Source organism: Streptomyces prunicolor NBRC 13075 (assembly GCF_000367365.1).
GTDB lineage: Bacteria > Actinomycetota > Actinomycetes > Streptomycetales > Streptomycetaceae > Streptomyces > Streptomyces prunicolor.
Window position 1 is genome coordinate 20820 of the sequence record NZ_BARF01000096.1, and the last position, 16650, is coordinate 37469.

The window sequence follows — 16650 nt, forward strand, 5'->3', positions numbered from 1 at the left end:
GTCAACTGCCGGTCATCTCCGCCAGTTTGACGACGGTGTTCCAGTTGCGGGTCGTGGCGATCAGGCCCTTGTTCAGCCGCGGCCGGGACAGTCCCACGGCGAGTTTGGAGCGGCCGAGGCCGTCCGGGGCGTAGAGGTACAGGGCGCGGTCCCCGAGGCGGAACTCCTCGGGGAGGTACGCGGACCGGTCCACCTCCGCGAAGCGGTCTTCGCCGGGCTCCGCCGAGTAGTAGGTGACGTGGAGTTGCTTGCCCTCCAACTCGGCGGCCGGGAAAGGGCAGTTGTCGGCGATCGCCTGGAGGTAGGCGTGGTCGCGGACGATGACGTCGACCGTGAATCCGAACCGCTTCTCGATCGCCTGCGCGAGTTCGGCGGCGAGGGACTCCTCGTCGCCGTGGCCGCTCGCGAACACGGCCTGGCCGCTCTGCAGATAGGTGCGGACGTCGTCGTGTCCGAGGCCTTCGAGGAGCGTGCGCAGCTCGGCCATCGGGAGCTTCTTGTTGCCGCCCACGTTGATTCCGCGCAGGAGCGCCGCATACGTCGTCGTCATCCGCACACCATAAAGCGGCCTTCGTGCCCCGTGGGGGTGGGCACGACGGCCGCTCCATGTGGTGTGCGGGTGTGCGGAAACTCTGGCGGATGAGGTGGCTCCGGATCAACACCTTCAGGCACACCTACCGACACCTGTGACTTGTTCAACAAGGTTTCGTAATAACAAAGCGGACCCCGGCCGACGCATCGGACACCCCTGGCACCCGGTCACCCTGATCACCACCCCCGAGCCGCCCGGATAGATGTAGGGGGCCGCCGTCCTCCCCAGTGGTGAGGGCCCGGGGTCCGTGCGGAGGAGCCGCTCGGCCGAGACCTCACCGGTCAGCACGAGGGGACGTTCTTATTCCGCGCATACCTTCGAACCACGAGGTGGCGGCAGGGGGCTGTCACCGTGCGCAAGGGGGCAAGCCCGTCATGGGGAACGGAGATTCGCGGGTACGGGGGCTCGCCGCCCGGGCCGGCGGCTGGAGTGCCCGGCACCGATGGGCCGCGGTCGGCATCTGGATGCTGTTCGTGGTGCTGGCGATGGGGATCGGCTCGGCGGCCGGCCGCGTCGACGTCGACGAGAGCGACCAGCTGAAGGGCGAGACGCACACCGCCGCCACGATCATCGACGACGCCGGGATCAAGGAACCGGCCGGTGAGACCGTCCTGATCCAGTCGAAGGACGCGTCGGTCACCTCCACCGACAGCGAGTTCCGCGCCACGGTCGCCGCCGTCGTCAAGGCCGTCGAGGGGACCGGCCGGGTCACGGACGTCACCTCGCCGTACGACACGAGGACCATCTCCAAGGACGGCCGGAGCGCGCTCGTCCAGTTCGACATGCGGGGCGACGCGGAGACCGCCGGTGACCGGGTGGAGCCGGTACTGAAGGCCGTCGCCGGGGTGCAGGAGGACCATGGCTCGCTGCGGATCGAGGAGATCGGCAGCGCGAGCATGGCGAAGCAGTACAAGGACGCCTTCGGCAACGACTTCAAGAAGGCCGAGTACTCCGCCCTGCCCGTCGCCTTCGGCATCCTGCTGATCGCCTTCGGCGCGCTGGTGGCGGCGCTGCTGCCGGTGGCGCTGGCCATGACCGCGATCATCGCGACGATGGGCCTGATGGGCCTCGTCAGCCACGTCCAGCCGATGAGCGACACCGCCAACTCGGTCATGCTGCTTGTGGGGTTGGCCGTCGGCGTCGACTACTGCCTGTTCTATCTGCGCCGCGAACGCGAGGAGCGCGAGGCCGGCCGCGACGCCGGGGCCGCGCTGCGGATCGCCGCCGCGACCAGTGGCCGCGCCATCATCGTCTCCGGTGTCACGGTGTGCGTGGCGATGGCGGGCATGCTGTTCACCGGGCTCGCCGAGTTCGAGGCGATGGGCCTGGCCTCGCTGATGGTCGTCGCGGTCGCCATGGTCGGCTCGGTGACCGTACTGCCCGCGCTGCTCTCGCTGTTGGGCGAGCGGGTCGAGAAGGGCCGTATCCCGTTCCTGCGCCGACGCAGCCGCCGGGGCAACGGCCAGAGCCGGTTCTGGACCGCCGTCCTGCGCCGCGTGCTCGCCAAGCCGCTGGTCTCCGTCCTCGTGGCGACCGGCGCGCTGCTCGCGATCGCCGCTCCCGCGGTCGGCATGAAGACCGAGAACCTCACCCTGGACCAGGAGTTCGGCAACTCCCTGCCCATCGTGGGGACTTACGACCGCGTCAACGACGCCTTCCCCGGCGGTTCCGAGCCGGCCGAGGTGATCGTCAAGGCGAAGGACATCAACGCACCTGAGATGAAGCAGGCGTTGGCCGACTTCAAGGCGCAGGCGGTCAGTTCGGGTGCCTCGCGTGGACCCGTCGACATCAAGTTGCACGACGCGCAGAACGTCGCCTTCGTCTACGTCCCGCTCGTCGGCGGCTCGGACCAGGACAAGGCCGCGAAGAGCCTGGAGAAACTGCGCGACGAGGTGCGCCCCGCCACCCTCGGCAAGGTCGAGGGCGTCCAGGCACCGATCACCGGACAGGTCGCGGGATCGAAGGACTTCAACGACCAGCTCCTCGGATCGGTCGTCCCGGTCTTCGCGTTCGTCGTGGTCTTCGCCTTCCTGCTGATGCTGCTCTCGTTCCGCTCGCTGACGGTCGCGATCACCTCGATCGTCCTCAACCTCCTTTCCGTGGGCGCCGCTTACGGCATCCTCGTCGCCGTCTTCCAACACGGCTGGGGCGCCTCACTGGTGGGCGCGGAGGGCGTCGGCGCGATCGTCACCTGGCTGCCGCTGTTCCTCTTCGTGATCCTGTTCGGCCTGTCGATGGACTACCACGTGTTCGTCGTCTCCCGTATCCGCGAGGCGCGGCTGCGTGGCCGTACGACACAGGACGCGATCCGGCACGGTGTGGTCACCACGGCGGGCGTCGTCACCAGCGCCGCGGTCATCATGGTCGCCGTCTTCGCGATCTTCGGCACGCTGTCCATGCAGTCCATGAAGCAGATGGGCGTCGGCCTCGCGGCGGCGGTCCTCATCGACGCGACGGTCATCCGGGGCGTCCTGCTCCCCGCGGTGATGGCCCTGCTCGGCGAGCGCAACTGGTACTTCCCGAAGTGGCTCCACCGCCTCCCGGACCTCACCCACGACGAGTCCCCGGAACCGATCACGCCCGCGGTGACGGACGAGGGCGAGCGCGTGCAGGTGTAACTCCCACCGGCTGAGGGCTTGTTGATATCTGCCGGGTAAGACAGAGGGACGTACGACCACCGGGTCCGGCCTGCCCAGACCCGGTGGACCACCAGCGGCAGTTGAGACCTTCGTCCGTCGCAGACGCAGTTACCGCCCTGGACTCGGCGCCCTCGGCGCAGGGGGCCGGTCCAGCAGTGAGTGGGCCCGTTCCAGGCATCCGCCCGGGTCGGGGGACGCCTGAAGGCCGGGGAGCAGCAGCGTCCAGAGGTCGACCACCGCCTGCTCGACGTGTCTGCGGTTGTTCAGGGCGTCGGAGAGGGTGTGGGTGCCGGAGAAGCTGGCGACGACGACGTGTGCGGCACGCTCGACATCGGTACCGGGAGCGAGTTCCCCGTTCTCCTGGGCCGCGGCCAGCAACTGTGTGCACGTGGAGATCCACCCCACGAACGGCTTCGGCAGCTCGGTGGAGATCGACCTGCTCTCGTTCGAGAGCCTGTTGCCCGCCCGGACGATCACGTTGTCGCGGAACTCACGGGCCACGGCCAGGCTCAGGCCCACCAGCCGCTCGAGTACCGGGCCGCCGAGGGAGTTCCATTTCTCCACCAGCCTCGGCCATTCGGCGAAGTGGGCGTCGTAGACCGCCTCGGCCAGTCCCTCCTTGCTGCCGAAGTGGAAGTAGATGGCACCGCTGGTATAGCCGCTCGTGCGCGCCACGTCGCTGATGCTCGTACCGACGTATCCGTGCTGTTCGAACAGCACGGCCGCAGCCGCCAGGACAGCCCGCCGGGTGGCTTCCGCGCGCTCTTGCATGATCCTCAACGCCTCTGCCTCTCTGGCTGAATCGCCTCTCCAGGCGAAATCTAGACGTCAGGGCATCGGCCATCATCGCTGTACCAGAAAATTACGCCTTCTCTTATTTTATGACCGCGGAGGTCACCGGATCAGAGAGAGCTGCGGCGGCCACAGCACGCCGTCGGCCATGAGCAACGACGGTCCGAGGTGAACCGGGCAGACGAGCAGCACGCGCTGCCGGTGGCGGAGTACCTGGAAGCGCGCGGTGGACGAGCAGTCCATCCCGTCGGAGGGGTCGCCGTACGGGCCCAGACACACCGCTTCAGATGTCCCGGGACGCAGGGCGTCGTTTGAGAAATGGCTGTTCATGGCATGCCTCGCCGCTTGTGAGTGTCGGCCTTCAACATAATGATCGATATGTACCTGCTTCAATCCTGTTCACCTTCAGGAACGAACAACGCGAGGGGGTTGACGAAGAGTTCCGTAACACCGGCGCCTACGGCCTGACAGCCGCCCCGCTCCGATACCTCTACGACGTCAGCTCCTCGTGCAGCCGTAGCCAGTGGTCCGGTGACACCTCGCCCACCAGGACACGTGGATCGAGGCGCGCGGCCCGGAACGCGGCGTCCACGCGGCGCCTCGGGTGGGCCCGGCGCAGGGAGGCGTGCAGCGAGCCGCCCACCCCGGAGAAGCCCAGCTCGACCAGGTGCCGCCAATCGCGCAGCGCTGCCGGTTCGAGCAACGGGGTCCGGCGTCGCTCGATCCGTACGATCCCGGCGTCGACGCGCGGTACGGGACTGAACCGGCGCCGGTCGACCCGGCCGACCAGCCGCCACTCGTAGCGAGGCCAGGTGCGCACCGTCAGCAGGGTCCAACTGCCGTAGTCCCCGGTGCGTTTGCGGGCGTATTCGAGCTGGGTGAGGAGGGTGGCGTCGGTGAGGGCCGGGGGCCCGCAGACACCAGTCGACGATGTCGGCGGTGCGGGAGAAGGGCACGTTTCCGGCGACCGAGAACGGGGTGCGTGGGGGCCGGGTGTCCATGAAGTCCCCGGCGACGACGTGCACTTGGGGTGTGGTGGAGAAGCGGGTGCGGAGTTTCGGTACGAGGCGGGGGTCGATCTCGTGGGCGTGGAGTTCGTCGCAGTGGGGGGCGAGTTTCGCGGTCAACGCGCCTTTGCCCGCCCCCACTTCGAGGAGGAGCGGTACCTGTCGTCCCTGCGGGACGGCGAGGCGGGCGACGTATTCGGCGGTGGCGCGGTCGGCGAGGAAGTTCTGCGAGAGCGCGCGGGAAATGTGGGTGGGGCGGGCCATGGCCTGCGGTCCTTGTCTTCCGTGAAGGGCATACGGGCAGACGAAGGCCTTGACCGGAAGAGCGGACGCGGACGCGCGTGGCGGGTCGGCGGGAGTGTCAGCGGGCGTGTGTGCCCGGGCCGGTCAAGGCACCGGGGCTGCGGCGGATGCGGATCGCATGCGTGCAGCTCCGGTTGAGACCGGAGTTGATGATCGCGTTCGCGGCTGACATGTGGGGAACGCTAGGGGGTTCGGGTGGGGTGGGCAACGGGATTTTCTTGGTGGGGAGCGCCATCCGGGGCCGGGGGGGGTGCGGTTGTTCGGCGAGTGCGCGCCTGTGGGGGCTGGTCGCGCAGTTCCCCGCGCCCCTAAAAGACAAAGAAGAAGGGGCATCAGCTCATCAGCGTTGGTATCTCGCCAGTACCAAGTTGCCGTCCCTCTCCAGGCGTTGGCGTAGTTCGGTGAGGGTGATCACTCCGCTGTAGTACTCCTGGAACGCCGGGGTTGCCACCTTGTCCTTCCATTCCGGGTAGCCGCGTACGGACTGTGCCGGTGCAGAGTTGAGGTCTCCGGCCAGGGCCGTACCGGTCGCCCAGTCGTCCTTGGTGGTGTGGAGGGCCGGGGACTTGAGGGCCTGGGTTCCGGTGGGGAGCATCCAGTCGCCCAGGGCCAGGCGGACCATGTTCTTGGGCTGGAGGAGGAAGTCGATGAACTCGGCGGCCTGCTTCTTGTGGGGGCTGTCCTCGGCGATGGACAGGGTCTGCGGGCTGACGCCCTGGGTGAGGCCGTCGGCGCCGGCCGGGGCGGGCAGGACCTGCCAGTCGAAGCCCTTCGGTGCCTGTTGCACGATCTGCTGGCGGTAGGAGATGCCGAGCGGGATCATCGCGTACTTGCCGCCGAAGAACCCGGGGAGCGTGTCCGAGCCGCCACTGCCCAGGGTCGTGGGTGAGGCGCTGTGGTCCACGTCCACCTGGTCGTGGATCGTGCGGGGGACGACCTGGTCGGCCTTATCGAAGCGGATGGTCACCTTGCCGTCCGTACCCCGGTGGAAGAGTTCACCGCCGGCCGACAGCGACAGGTTGAGCGTGGCGGACACCGGCTCCTTGAGCGGCCAGGCCACGCCGTACTTGCCGTCGCCGCTCAGCCGCCGGGTGATGTCCCTGAACTCGGGCCAGCTCCAGGGGTGTTCGGGGGTCGGGATGCGGACGCGGGCCTTCTTCAGCCAGGTGGCGTTGGCGATGAGTACGCGTGGCTCCTGGAGGAAGGGGACGCCGTAGATCCCGTCCCCGAAGGTCGCCGTGTCCCAACTGCGCTGCGGGATGTCGGACTTGAGTCGGGCGGGCAGCAGGTTCCGGAGGTCGGCGAGGTAGCCGCCGTAGGCGAAGTCCGCGAGGTCGTCGGAGGCGTCGTGGATGATGTCCGGCGCCTCGCCGCCCTCGAAGGAGGTGAGGAGTTGGTCGTGGACGCTGTCCCAACTGCCCTGGACGTACTCGACCTTGACGTCCGGGTGGGTCGCGTTCCACTCCTTCACCAGTTCCTTGTTGGCGGTGACGGACTCGTCCTGCCAGGCCAGGGACTGGAAGCGGAGGGTGATCCGGCCGTTCGCCGAGCCGTTTCCGCCGCCGCCCGTGCAGCCGGCGAGGAGCAGGGTCAGGACGAGGGCGAGGATCCAGCGGGTTCGCATCAGTTCTTCACCGCCCCGGTCAACATGCCGCCGGTGAGCCGCCGTTGGATCAGCGCGAAGACGATCAGCGAGGGCAGGGTCGCGAGGAACGCGGCGGCGGCCAGCGGGCCGAGGTCGGCGACGCCCTCCGCGCCGATGAAGTGGGTGAGGACGACCGGGAGGGTCTGTTTCTCCGGGGTCTTGAGGAGGACCAGCGCGAAGAAGAACTCGTTCCACGCGGTGACGAACGCGAACAGCGCCGTCGCCACGATTCCCGGCGCGAGCAGCGGTGCCGTCACCGACACGAGTGTGCGGAGCTTTCCGGCTCCGTCGACCGCTGCCGCCTCCTCCAACTCCGGTGGCACCGCGCGTACATAGCCGACCAGCATCCACAGCGCGAACGGCAGTGACCACACCACGTACACCAGCACCAGCCCGGCCAGGGAGTCGATCAGCCGCAGGTTCTTCAGCACCAGGAACAGCGGGATGATCACCAGCACGAACGGGAACGCCTGGCTCACCACCACCCACCCGGTCGCGGCCCGCGCGAGCAGTGTCCGACGCCGGGCCATGACCCACGCCATCGGTGTCGCGATCACCACGGCGATCAGTGCGGCCCCGAGCGCGGCGAGCAGGGAGTTCAACGCGGAGTGCAGCAGCGGCTGTTCGTCGAAGGCCTGGCGGAAGTTGGCGAGGGTGGGGTGCCTCGGGATCCAGGTGGGGTGCAGACTGCCCAGCTCTCGCGGGGACTTGAACGCGGTGGAGATCAGCCAGAGGAGGGGGAAGGCGAGGAAGACGAGGTAGGCGAGCAGGGCGATGTACTGGCCGGCGCGGGCCCCGGTGCTGGTCTTCATACCCGATGTACCGCTGGTCCTCATGAGTCGTCCCCTCCCCTCAGGCGGCCGACGAGGAAGACGGCCAGGAGCACCGAGATCACCGCGACCATCACGCATCCCATCGCCGCCGCGTAGCCGAACTGGCCGTAGCGGAAGGCCTCTTCATAGGCGAAGAGCATGGGCAGCCGGGTGCGGCCGCCGGGTCCGCCGTTGGTCAGGACGTAGACCAGGGCGAAGGAGTTGAAGTTCCAGATCAGGTTGAGCGCGGTGATCGCCAGCGCCACCGGTCTGAGGGCGGGCCAGGTGACCGTGCGGAAGCGGCGCCAGGCTCCGGCGCCGTCGACCGCCGCGGCCTCGTGGAGTTCGCGCGGAGTGTTCTGCAGTCCGGCGAGGAGGGCGACCGTCGTCTGGGGCATGCCCGCCCAGATGCCGACGACGATGACTGCGGGCAGCGCGGTCGTGAGGCTGCTGAGCCAGTCGCGGCCGTTCCCGAGGCCGAGGTTGCGCAGGGTCTCGTTGAGGATGCCGGCGTCCGGGTTGTAGACGATGCGCCACATGATGCCGACGACGACCTCGGGCATCGCCCACGGGACGATCGCGAGCGCCCGGGCGAGCCAGCGCAGCCGTAGGTCCTGGTTGAGCAGCAGGGCGAGGCCGAGGGCGAGCAGGAACTGCGGGACGGTCACCCCGACCGCCCACACCAGGCCGATGCGGAACGACTCCCAGAACAGCGTGTCGTGCAGCAGATCCCGGAAGTTGAGACCGCCGATCCACTGGGTGGGCGCGGTGCGGCCCGACTGTGAGTCGGTGAAGGCCAGCAGGACGCCGTAGAGGAGGGGGCCGACGCTGAGCACGAGGATCGGGATCAGGGCGGGTAACACCAGGAACCAGGCCGCGTGGTCGGAGCCGCGTTGCTGCCGGTCCCGGCTCGGCGCGCGGTTCGGTGGTCTCCGCGCCTCCGTCACCGATACCCCCGTCACCGATGTCATGGAATCAGCCCCTTTGCACGGCCCGGTCGGGCCCCGTCATGGTCGTGAACACGTCGTGCCGCGTCAAGACACCGCGCATGCCCTCCCACCTGTGCGAATGGGACACTGGCCGTCGGATGGCGGGAACCCGACGCCGTACGCACACGCACAGGGATCACTCGGAGGCGGACGATGGACGAGGCACGGGCGCGGGACGTACTGGCCGCGGCGGACGTACTGCCCGGTCCGGCGCGGGACGCGCGGCTCCTCGCCCTCGGCGAGAACGCGGTGTTCGCCGCGGGTGACCTGGTCGTCAAGGTGGGACGTGACGCCGAACTCCTCGACCGTGCCCGGCGCGAGCTGGATGTCGCGGTGTGGCTGGCCGAGGCGGGCGTCCCGGCGGTGCGGGCTGCCGAGCCGAAGGCGCGCCTGGTCGAGGGGCACCCGGTGACGGTGTGGCACCGGCTGGCCGATTCCGTACGCCCCGCCGACGCCCGGGATTTGGCCGAACTGCTACGGGTCGTCCATGCCCTCCCCTCTCCTCCTTTCGATCTCCCGCCCCGTGAGCTGCTGGGCGGGGTGGAGCGCTGGCTGCGGCTCGCGGGCGCTGCGATCGATCCGGCGGACGCGGCGTATCTGCGGGAGCGGCGCGACGGTTTCGCGGCTGCGGCCGCCGCGCTTACGCCGCACCTGCCGCCGGGCCCTATCCACGGTGACGCGCTGCCTCGCAATGTGCATGTCGGGCCGGACGGGCCGGTGTTGGTCGATCTGGAGACTTTCTCCGCGGATCTGCGTGAGCACGATCTGGTGGTGATGGCTCTGTCCCGCGACCGGTATGCCTTTCCTGCCCGGGCCTACGACTCGTTCACCGAGGCGTACGGGTGGGATGTGCGGGAGTGGGATGGCTGTGGGGTGCTGCGCGGCGCCCGGGAGACGGCCAGCTGCGCGTGGGTTGCCCAGCATGCGCCGAGCAACCCTGAGGCGCTTGTTGAGTTCCGGCGGCGGGTGGCGTCTTTGCGGGACGGGGACGAGACGGTGCGGTGGTTTCCGTTCTGAGCGCCTATTGATGGGGGCCTGTCGGTATTCGGGCGACTGACGGCGCTCTGTGGCTGGTCGCGCAGTTCCCCGCGCCCCTTTGGGGCGCTTCCCCTCAGGGCGCTTTCAGAGCTCGCCGGGTCAGACCGTCTCGTCCTCCAGCTCCCGCAGCGGCCACGTGCCGTCGATCACCGCGTCCTGGTCGCCCTTGCGGCGTAGGAAGCTCTGGAAGTCGGCGGCCCATTCCGCGTACCACTCGATCTGGCGGCGGTGCAGTTCGGCCGGGCCGAGGGCGGCGACCTTGGGGTGGCGGTCGGCTATCGCGCCGGCCAGGCGGGCTGCGGCGAGGGCGTCGGCCGAGGCGTCGTGTGCGGAGTCGAGGACCACGCCGTACTCCAGGCAGACCGCTTCGAGGTTGCGCTTGCCGCGGCGGTAGCGGTCGACGGAGCGGTCGATCGTGTACGGGTCGATGACCGGGGCCGGGTCGGTGCCGCCCAGGCGGTCGCGCAGGGACGGGAGTCCGTGTCGGCGCAGCTCGGCGGAGAGCAGGGTGAGGTCGAAGGCCGCGTTGTAGGCGACGACGGGGACGCCCGTCTTCCAGTACGTCACGAGGACGTCCGCGATCGACTCGGCCACCTCGTCGGCCGGGCGGCCCTCGGCGGTGGCGCGCTCATTGGTGATGCCGTGCACGGCGACGGCGTCCGCCGGGATCTCCACGCCGGGATCCGCCAGCCACTCCCGACGGCCCGCCGGCCGTCCGCCCCTGACCTCTATGACCGCGCCCGTGACGATGCGCGCCTCGCGCGGCTCGGTCCCCGTCGTCTCCAGGTCGAAGCCGATGAGCAGCTCCTGGTGCCAGGCCATGACGGCCCCCCTTCTCGGTGGTGCTTTCCCCCAGTGGTCTCCACGATCGCATGAGCCACTGACAATCCGATGGCCGTGTTCCGCTTAGCGGCGGACCGGCCCCCGGTCCCGGCCTCGGACAGGTCAGGACACCGGTCGCGAATCCGCCCACATCTGCTCGAACTCATCGCGATAGGTGGGGAAAAGTGCGCTGTCATCCATTTCGTCCGACTTGACGAGTCGGCTGCCGTTCCGCAGCACCAGCACCGGTGCTTCCATGCCGCGGCTGCGGCGCAGATAGGACTGCACGACGGCTATGCCGTCCGTGCCGTCGCCGTCGACGAGGTACGCCGTGAAGCGGGGCGTCTCGTCGAAGACCTGGATCTCGAAGGCCCCCGGGTCGCGCAGCCGGGACCGCACCCGGCGCATGTGCAGGATGTTCATCTCGACGGCGCGGCTCAACTCGCCCCGCTTGATGCCGAGTTCACGCTCGCGTCGCTTCACCGCGCTGGAGGCGGGGTTGAGGAAGAGCAGGCGCGCCCGGCAGCCCGACTCGGCGAGGCGGACCAGTCGGCGGCCGGAGAAGTTCTGGACGAGCAGGTTGAGGCCGATGCCGATGGCGTCGACGCGGCGGGCCCCGCCGAAGATGTCCTCGGCCGGGAACTGCCGCATCAGCCGCACCCGGTCGGGGTGCACGGCGACCACGTCCGCGAAGCGGTCGCCGATCAGCTCCTCGACCGCGTCGACGGGCAGCCGGCGCGCCGAGGGCACGTCGCTGCCGGCGCCGAGGGTCTCCAGGAGTTTCGCGGAGGCCCGCTCGGCCTGGTTGAGGACGGCCTCGGACAGGGCGCGGTTGCGGGAGACGACGTTGCGGGTCACTTCCAGTTCGTCCAGGGCGAGTTCGACGTCCCGGCGCTCGTCGAAGTACGGCTCGAAGCACGGCCAGTGCTGCACCATCAGCTCGCGCAGCTGCGGCAAGGTCAGGAAGCTGATGACGTTGTCGTCGGCCGGGTCGAGCAAGTAGCCCTTGCGGCGGCTGACTTCGCGTACGGCGACCGCGCGCTGCACCCACTCCTGGCCGGCCGGACCGGCCGCGGCGACCACCCACTCGTCGCCGTGGACGGGTTCGTAGATGGGACGCAGTACGGCGGCCACGACCGCGCGCAGCCGCTGCTCGACCAGGTTCAGCCAGATGTAGGCGCGGCCGGCTCGCTGGGCGCGCGTACGCACCTCGCGCCAGGCGTCGGCGTCCCACTCCAGCTCCGGACCGATGGATCCAGCCGCGTCCATCGGACGTGCCAGGGACACCGCGCCGGGCGGGACTTCTGCGGAGTTCCCCTCGTGACCCTCGTCACCAGGGGGCAACTCCAGCCCTCCCGAGCCCACCCGTGCACCGCCTTCCGCTCCCCCGAGCTCTCCCCAGTCTCAACGATCAAGGAAGGGTACTCCGGGACCGGTCGGCGGTGCAGCCGGATGGACAGGGTCGTTTCTCAACTTCCGCCGTTCACATTGCCGTTCTGGTTCGCGAGGGCGGGCGGAGTGAGCGGATTCATAGCGGTGACGTCACGCGGGGCGATGGAGAATCCCTGCCAGTGGACCGGCATCGGCTGCTGGTCCTCGTCGCGGGCGATGTGGTGGAAGCCGACGTTCACCCAGACCACGGGGTGCGTGAGGGTCTGTCCGTTGACCCACTTGTCGACCTGCTTCGGGTGCCCCGCACCGCAGTTGGGCAGGTTGTCGCTGGCGAACTGCTCGCACTTGTTGTATTCGGTGAAGTACACGTCGTGCGTGGTGAAGCTGCGGCCCGGGTACTTGGTGGTGGCGCCGGGGACTATCTCGTAGGACCGGGCGTGGTTGTCCTTGTTCTTGCCGGTCGCGCTGACGACGCGCCACCAGCGCATATTCTTTGCGTCGCCCGCGAGTTCCTTGGTGACCTTGGTCAACGTGGTTTTGTTGGTGGGGGTGTTGGCGCCGCGCGGGGTGACCTTGGAGTCGTACTGCTCGACCCGGCCCTTGGAGGAGCCGTCGAGGGCGAAGTCCAACTTCCAGAAGACGTCGTGCTGGTGGCTCGTCGCGTATGCCTTGGCGCCCTTGCCGAGCGGCCAGCCGCGGCCGTCGCCCGCGTCGTAGTCGTAGGGCGAAAGGCTGCCGGTGGCACCGACGTTCATGTTGATGGTGCCGTCGTCCTGGAAGCGCCACTCGGTGATGTACTCGTACCAGCCGACCTGGTTGACCGTGTAGACGAGGAAGTCCTTGCCCTGGGTCTGGAAGACCTTGTTGGCGCTGTCGCCCTGCATCCGGAAGGCGTGACCGCGCGAACGGGTCGTCGTACAGAGGCCCTTGACGTTCGGGTGGGCCGGGTCCTGGGCGTCGGGGACCTTGACGGTCTTGATGGTGCCGCCGGGACATTCGCCGGGCTGCATGTTCATCAGGCCGGTGCCGAAGCCGTACTGGGTGAGGTCGCTGTACTCGTTCTTGCCGTCGTCGTACGGGACATGGATCTGGGCGAGCTTCGCGTCGGCGAGCACCTTGATGGGGGTGGCCTGGCCGGGCGGCTGGTAGGAGATGTTCTCCAGGACGAGGCCGGCCTCGCGCTCGTAGTGCCAGCACATCCGCCAGGTGGTGCCGGTGGAGAGCTTCTGCTCGATGGTGTAGGCGGCGCTGCAGCCGGGTGCGGCGGCGGCCGGGGCGGCCTTCGTCTGGGCGGCGGCCGGGCCCGCGCCGGCCGTGGCACCGGCGGCCAGGGTGGCGAGGGCGAGCCCGACGGCCCCCCGCCTGCGGGCACGGCTGATTCTGTTGACGCGCATGGAGAAGTGACTCCCTTACAGGAGAAGCAAGTTGGGACAGTGGACGAAGAGCGGCGCGATCCGCGCGGACGGCGCGGTCGGTCCAGGCGGGTCAGCCGGTGAGCTTGCCGACCTTGCGGGCGCTCAGGTCGATGACGAAGTCACGGGCGTCGATCCACGGCCCGTTCTTGACCTTCGGGAACAGCCGCACGCAACGGTGTTCGCCGCACTGGTCGAGGTCGCCGGACTGCCTTCCCGGAGTGGCCTTGTAGACCATGGCGGTGAGCAACAGCTGGTCGGGCGAGGTGAGTTCGTTGCCGGTGGCGTCCTTGTAGTCGGCCTTCAGGCCCGCGCCCAGCGGGCTGGCGAGCAGCAGCTCGGCCGCTTCGACGTCCTCGGCGTGGCTGGCCGGCGGCTGCACTCCGTGCTGGGTGCCGGTCTGTTCGACCTTGCCGGTGTCGAGGTTGACGGTCTTGGTGACGACCGTGTCGTCCTTGTAGTCGTAGAACGTCACGTCCGCGCGGCGCGGTGCGTTCGGGTTGTCCAGTTCGCTGGGCCCGGGGTTCGCGAGTTCGATGTCGAGGCGCTGCGGTCCGCGCTTTCCTTCCACGTTCTCACTGGAGTTGAGCAGTTGCTGGTTCACCGCGATCCGCTCGACGCGCTGGGTCTCGTCGTCGGTGAGCGGGTCGCGGCCCTTGCCCTTCTCGCCCTCGGCCGGGGCCTGTTGGACGACACCGGGTGCCGCGCCCTGCCCGTCCGCCGCCTGTTGCTGGGTGGATCCGGCCGCCTTGCCGGTGCCGCCCGACTCATCGGCCCCCGCCGTGCCCGGCAGGGTGATGGCGACCATCGCCGCGGTCCCGGCGACCGCTATGGCCGCACCGGCCACCACCTTGCCGAGGTGGCGGTGCACTGTCCTTCGCACATTTCCCCCTACTACCCCTGGGCCCATCCCCGGACCGTTGGGAGCGGTGTCTGTCGCGCTCGCTTCGGGATACGGCATACGTCGTATCCACTGGTCATTTGGTAAGAGGGACGTAAGTCATAGGTGGTTCCCTCACTTTCGGGGAGACTCAGAAGCAAGGCGCCCCGGCAGCGGGGCCCGGCTGAGAGAGTCGTGACCATGCAGGTCTGGCCTGGAGAGGCATATCCACTCGGTGCCACGTACGACGGCGCCGGGACCAACTTCGCGGTCTTCACGGAGGCCGCGGACCGAGTAGAGCTCTGTCTGCTGCACGACGACGGCTCGGAGACGGCGGTGGAGCTGCGCGAGAGCGACGCGTTCGTGCGGCACGCGTACGTGCCCGGCATCATGCCCGGACAGCGCTACGGCTTCCGCGCGCACGGCCCCTACGCCCCCGAGCGCGGCCAGCGGTGCAACTCCGCGAAGCTGCTGCTCGACCCGTACGCGAAGGCGGTCAGCGGATCGATCGCCTGGGGCGAGGAGGTGTACGGCTACCACTTCGACGCCCCCGACAAGCGCAACGACCTGGACTCCGCCCCGCACACGATGTCGTCGGTCGTGGTCAACCCGTACTTCGACTGGGGCGACGACCGGCTGCCCCGGCACGGATACCACGAGACCGTGCTCTACGAGGCCCACGTCAAGGGCCTGACGATGCAGCACCCGGGGCTGCCGGACGAGCTGCGCGGCACGTACGCGGCGCTCGCGCACCCGGCGGTCATCGAGCACCTGGTGGGCCTGGGGGTGACCGCCCTGGAGCTGATGCCGGTGCACCAGTTCGTGAACGACCACCGGCTGGTCGACATGGGGCTGAACAACTACTGGGGCTACAACACGATCGGTTTCTTCGCCCCGCACAACGCGTACGCCTCCTGGGGCGACCGCGGCCAGCAGGTCCTGGAGTTCAAATCGGCGGTACGGGCGCTGCACGAGGCCGGTATCGAGGTCATCCTGGACGTCGTCTACAACCACACCGCCGAGGGCAACCACCTGGGGCCGACGCTGTCCTTCAGGGGCCTCGACAACCCCTCCTACTACCGGCTGACGGAGGACCCCCGCTACTACATGGACACCACGGGGACGGGCAACTCGCTGCTCATGCGGTCCCCGCACGTGCTCCAGCTGATCATGGACTCACTGCGCTACTGGGTCACCGAGATGCACGTCGACGGCTTCCGCTTCGACCTCGCGGCCACCCTGGCACGGCAGTTCCACGAGGTGGACCGGCTGTCGTCGTTCTTCGACCTCGTGCAGCAGGACCCGGTGGTCTCCCAGGTGAAGCTGATCGCGGAGCCCTGGGACGTCGGCGAGGGCGGCTACCAGGTGGGCAACTTCCCGCCGCTGTGGACCGAGTGGAACGGCAAGTACCGCGACACCGTGCGGGACATGTGGCGGGGCGAGGGGCGCGCGCTCGCGGAGTTCGCGTCCCGGCTGACCGGCTCGTCCGACCTCTACCAGGACGACGGCCGCCGACCCCTGGCCTCCATCAACTTCGTGACCTGCCACGACGGGTTCACACTGAACGACCTGGTGTCGTACAACGACAAGTACAACCAGGCCAACGGCGAGGACAACAGGGACGGTGAGAGCCACAACCGGTCCTGGAACTGCGGTGCCGAGGGCGACACCGACGACCCGGCCGTACTGGAGCTGCGCGAGCGGCAGAAGCGCAACTTCGTGGCCACGCTGATGCTGTCCCAGGGTGTGCCGATGGTCAGCCACGGGGATGAGTTCGCGCGCACCCAGAAGGGCAACAACAACGCGTACTGCCAGGACAGCGAGCTGGCCTGGGTGAAGTGGCCCGAGGGCGACGACGGGTCGTCGGGGTTGCTGGCCTTCACGCGCGCGTTGGTGTGGCTGCGCAAGGAGCATCCCGTGTTCCGGCGCCGGCGCTTCTTCCACGGGCGGCCCGTGGAGGGCACCCACGACGAGCTGTCGGACATCGCCTGGTTCACCCCGGAGGGCAAGGAGATGACGCAGCGGGACTGGGACTCGGCGCAGGCGTCCGCGCTGTCGGTGTTCCTGAACGGCAACGCCATCTCGGAACCCGGCCCGCGCGGGGAGCGCATCGCGGACGACTCCTTCCTGATGATGTTCAACGCCTCTCCGGAGACGCTGGACTTCGTCGTGCCGGTCAACCACGGCCGCCAGTGGGAGGTGGTCGTCGACACGGGCCTCCCGGAGGGGGTGCCGAAGGACACGGGCGCGAAGGTGAAGGCCGGGGACCGGCTGACCCTGGTGGACCGCAGCATGACGGTGCTGAAACGGCCCACCTAGGGGTGAGG

Annotated in this window: 13 protein-coding genes and 1 pseudogene; 3 read left to right on the forward strand and 11 right to left on the reverse strand. The window is 68.9% G+C overall.

From position 1 onward, the window contains the following. Window position 1: 1 nt before the first annotated feature. Window positions 2-550 carry a DUF1697 domain-containing protein gene (locus tag SPR02S_RS40525; protein ID WP_019062747.1) on the reverse strand — a complete coding sequence of 183 codons (549 nt, stop codon included), beginning with the start codon at window positions 548-550 and terminating at the stop codon, window positions 2-4. Between the two features lie 416 nt (window positions 551-966). Here SPR02S_RS40525 and SPR02S_RS40530 point away from each other — a divergent pair, with 416 nt between their 5' ends. After that, window positions 967-3210 (forward strand): MMPL family transporter, encoded by a 2244-nt coding sequence (locus SPR02S_RS40530; RefSeq protein WP_026151303.1) that lies wholly within the window; start codon window positions 967-969, stop codon window positions 3208-3210. Between the two features lie 129 nt (window positions 3211-3339). Here SPR02S_RS40530 and SPR02S_RS40535 read toward each other — a convergent pair whose 3' ends face one another. From SPR02S_RS40535 to SPR02S_RS40560, 6 genes and pseudogenes are all read right to left on the reverse strand, one after another. Next, window positions 3340-4002: a ScbR family autoregulator-binding transcription factor gene (locus tag SPR02S_RS40535; RefSeq protein ID WP_019062749.1), complete on the reverse strand. Its 663-nt coding sequence runs from the start codon at window positions 4000-4002 to the stop codon at window positions 3340-3342. Between the two features lie 123 nt (window positions 4003-4125). Beyond that, window positions 4126-4353: a hypothetical protein gene (locus SPR02S_RS62570; protein ID WP_052347123.1), complete on the reverse strand. Its 228-nt coding sequence runs from the start codon at window positions 4351-4353 to the stop codon at window positions 4126-4128. Window positions 4354-4513: 160 nt separating this feature from the next. Beyond that, a pseudogene (erm, locus tag SPR02S_RS57415) lies at window positions 4514-5294 on the reverse strand (ErmE/ErmH/ErmO/ErmR family 23S rRNA (adenine(2058)-N(6))-methyltransferase). A 379-nt stretch (window positions 5295-5673) separates the two neighbouring features. Then, entirely contained in the window at window positions 5674-6957 is a 1284-nt protein-coding gene (locus SPR02S_RS40550) for an ABC transporter substrate-binding protein (protein ID WP_019062752.1), read from the reverse strand. Further along, window positions 6957-7790: a carbohydrate ABC transporter permease gene (locus SPR02S_RS40555; protein WP_019062753.1), complete on the reverse strand. Its 834-nt coding sequence runs from the start codon at window positions 7788-7790 to the stop codon at window positions 6957-6959. The genes SPR02S_RS40550 and SPR02S_RS40555 overlap by 1 nt, the downstream gene beginning before the upstream one ends. A 20-nt stretch (window positions 7791-7810) precedes the next feature. Beyond that, the gene (locus SPR02S_RS40560; protein ID WP_043258829.1) at window positions 7811-8761 is read right to left on the reverse strand and encodes a carbohydrate ABC transporter permease; all 951 of its coding nucleotides are present in this window, start codon (window positions 8759-8761) and stop codon (window positions 7811-7813) included. A gap of 171 nt (window positions 8762-8932) precedes the next feature. On the opposite strand from SPR02S_RS40560, the gene SPR02S_RS40565 reads away from it, so the two are divergent. Further along, entirely contained in the window at window positions 8933-9796 is an 864-nt protein-coding gene (locus tag SPR02S_RS40565; protein WP_019062755.1) for a phosphotransferase enzyme family protein, read from the forward strand. Window positions 9797-9916: 120 nt separating this feature from the next. On the opposite strand, the gene SPR02S_RS40570 is transcribed toward SPR02S_RS40565, so the two are convergent. The 4 genes from SPR02S_RS40570 to SPR02S_RS40585 all read right to left on the reverse strand — a co-directional run bounded on the left by SPR02S_RS40570 (window position 9917) and on the right by SPR02S_RS40585 (window position 14326). Beyond that, on the reverse strand, window positions 9917-10639 hold the full coding sequence (locus SPR02S_RS40570; RefSeq protein ID WP_019062756.1) for a 3'-5' exonuclease: 723 nt from the start codon (window positions 10637-10639) through the stop codon (window positions 9917-9919). A gap of 123 nt (window positions 10640-10762) precedes the next feature. After that, window positions 10763-12004, reverse strand: a complete 1242-nt coding sequence (locus SPR02S_RS40575; RefSeq protein WP_026151304.1) for a DUF5919 domain-containing protein — start codon at window positions 12002-12004, stop codon at window positions 10763-10765. A gap of 104 nt (window positions 12005-12108) precedes the next feature. Next, entirely contained in the window at window positions 12109-13425 is a 1317-nt protein-coding gene (locus tag SPR02S_RS40580) for a copper amine oxidase (RefSeq protein WP_019062758.1), read from the reverse strand. Between the two features lie 91 nt (window positions 13426-13516). Further along, window positions 13517-14326, reverse strand: coding sequence for a hypothetical protein (locus SPR02S_RS40585; RefSeq protein ID WP_026151305.1), 810 nt, complete (start codon window positions 14324-14326; stop codon window positions 13517-13519). Window positions 14327-14524: 198 nt separating this feature from the next. Between SPR02S_RS40585 and glgX the strand changes: the two genes are divergently transcribed. Beyond that, on the forward strand, window positions 14525-16642 hold the full coding sequence (glgX, locus tag SPR02S_RS40590; RefSeq protein WP_026151306.1) for a glycogen debranching protein GlgX: 2118 nt from the start codon (window positions 14525-14527) through the stop codon (window positions 16640-16642). The last annotated feature ends 8 nt before the right edge of the window (window positions 16643-16650 follow it).

Excerpts from the sequence above, each read along its gene's own strand:
- SPR02S_RS40525 (WP_019062747.1), bottom strand. The coding sequence starts at position 550 with ATGACGACGACGTATGCGGCGCTCCTGCGCGGAATCAACGTGGGCGGC.
- SPR02S_RS40530 (WP_026151303.1), top strand. The coding sequence starts at position 967 with ATGGGGAACGGAGATTCGCGGGTACGGGGGCTCGCCGCCCGGGCCGGC.
- SPR02S_RS40535 (WP_019062749.1), bottom strand. The coding sequence starts at position 4,002 with ATGCAAGAGCGCGCGGAAGCCACCCGGCGGGCTGTCCTGGCGGCTGCG.
- SPR02S_RS62570 (WP_052347123.1), bottom strand. The coding sequence starts at position 4,353 with ATGAACAGCCATTTCTCAAACGACGCCCTGCGTCCCGGGACATCTGAA.
- SPR02S_RS40550 (WP_019062752.1), bottom strand. The coding sequence starts at position 6,957 with ATGCGAACCCGCTGGATCCTCGCCCTCGTCCTGACCCTGCTCCTCGCC.
- SPR02S_RS40555 (WP_019062753.1), bottom strand. The coding sequence starts at position 7,790 with ATGAAGACCAGCACCGGGGCCCGCGCCGGCCAGTACATCGCCCTGCTC.
- SPR02S_RS40560 (WP_043258829.1), bottom strand. The coding sequence starts at position 8,761 with ATGACATCGGTGACGGGGGTATCGGTGACGGAGGCGCGGAGACCACCG.
- SPR02S_RS40565 (WP_019062755.1), top strand. The coding sequence starts at position 8,933 with ATGGACGAGGCACGGGCGCGGGACGTACTGGCCGCGGCGGACGTACTG.
- SPR02S_RS40570 (WP_019062756.1), bottom strand. The coding sequence starts at position 10,639 with ATGGCCTGGCACCAGGAGCTGCTCATCGGCTTCGACCTGGAGACGACG.
- SPR02S_RS40580 (WP_019062758.1), bottom strand. The coding sequence starts at position 13,425 with ATGCGCGTCAACAGAATCAGCCGTGCCCGCAGGCGGGGGGCCGTCGGG.
- glgX (WP_026151306.1), top strand. The coding sequence starts at position 14,525 with ATGCAGGTCTGGCCTGGAGAGGCATATCCACTCGGTGCCACGTACGAC.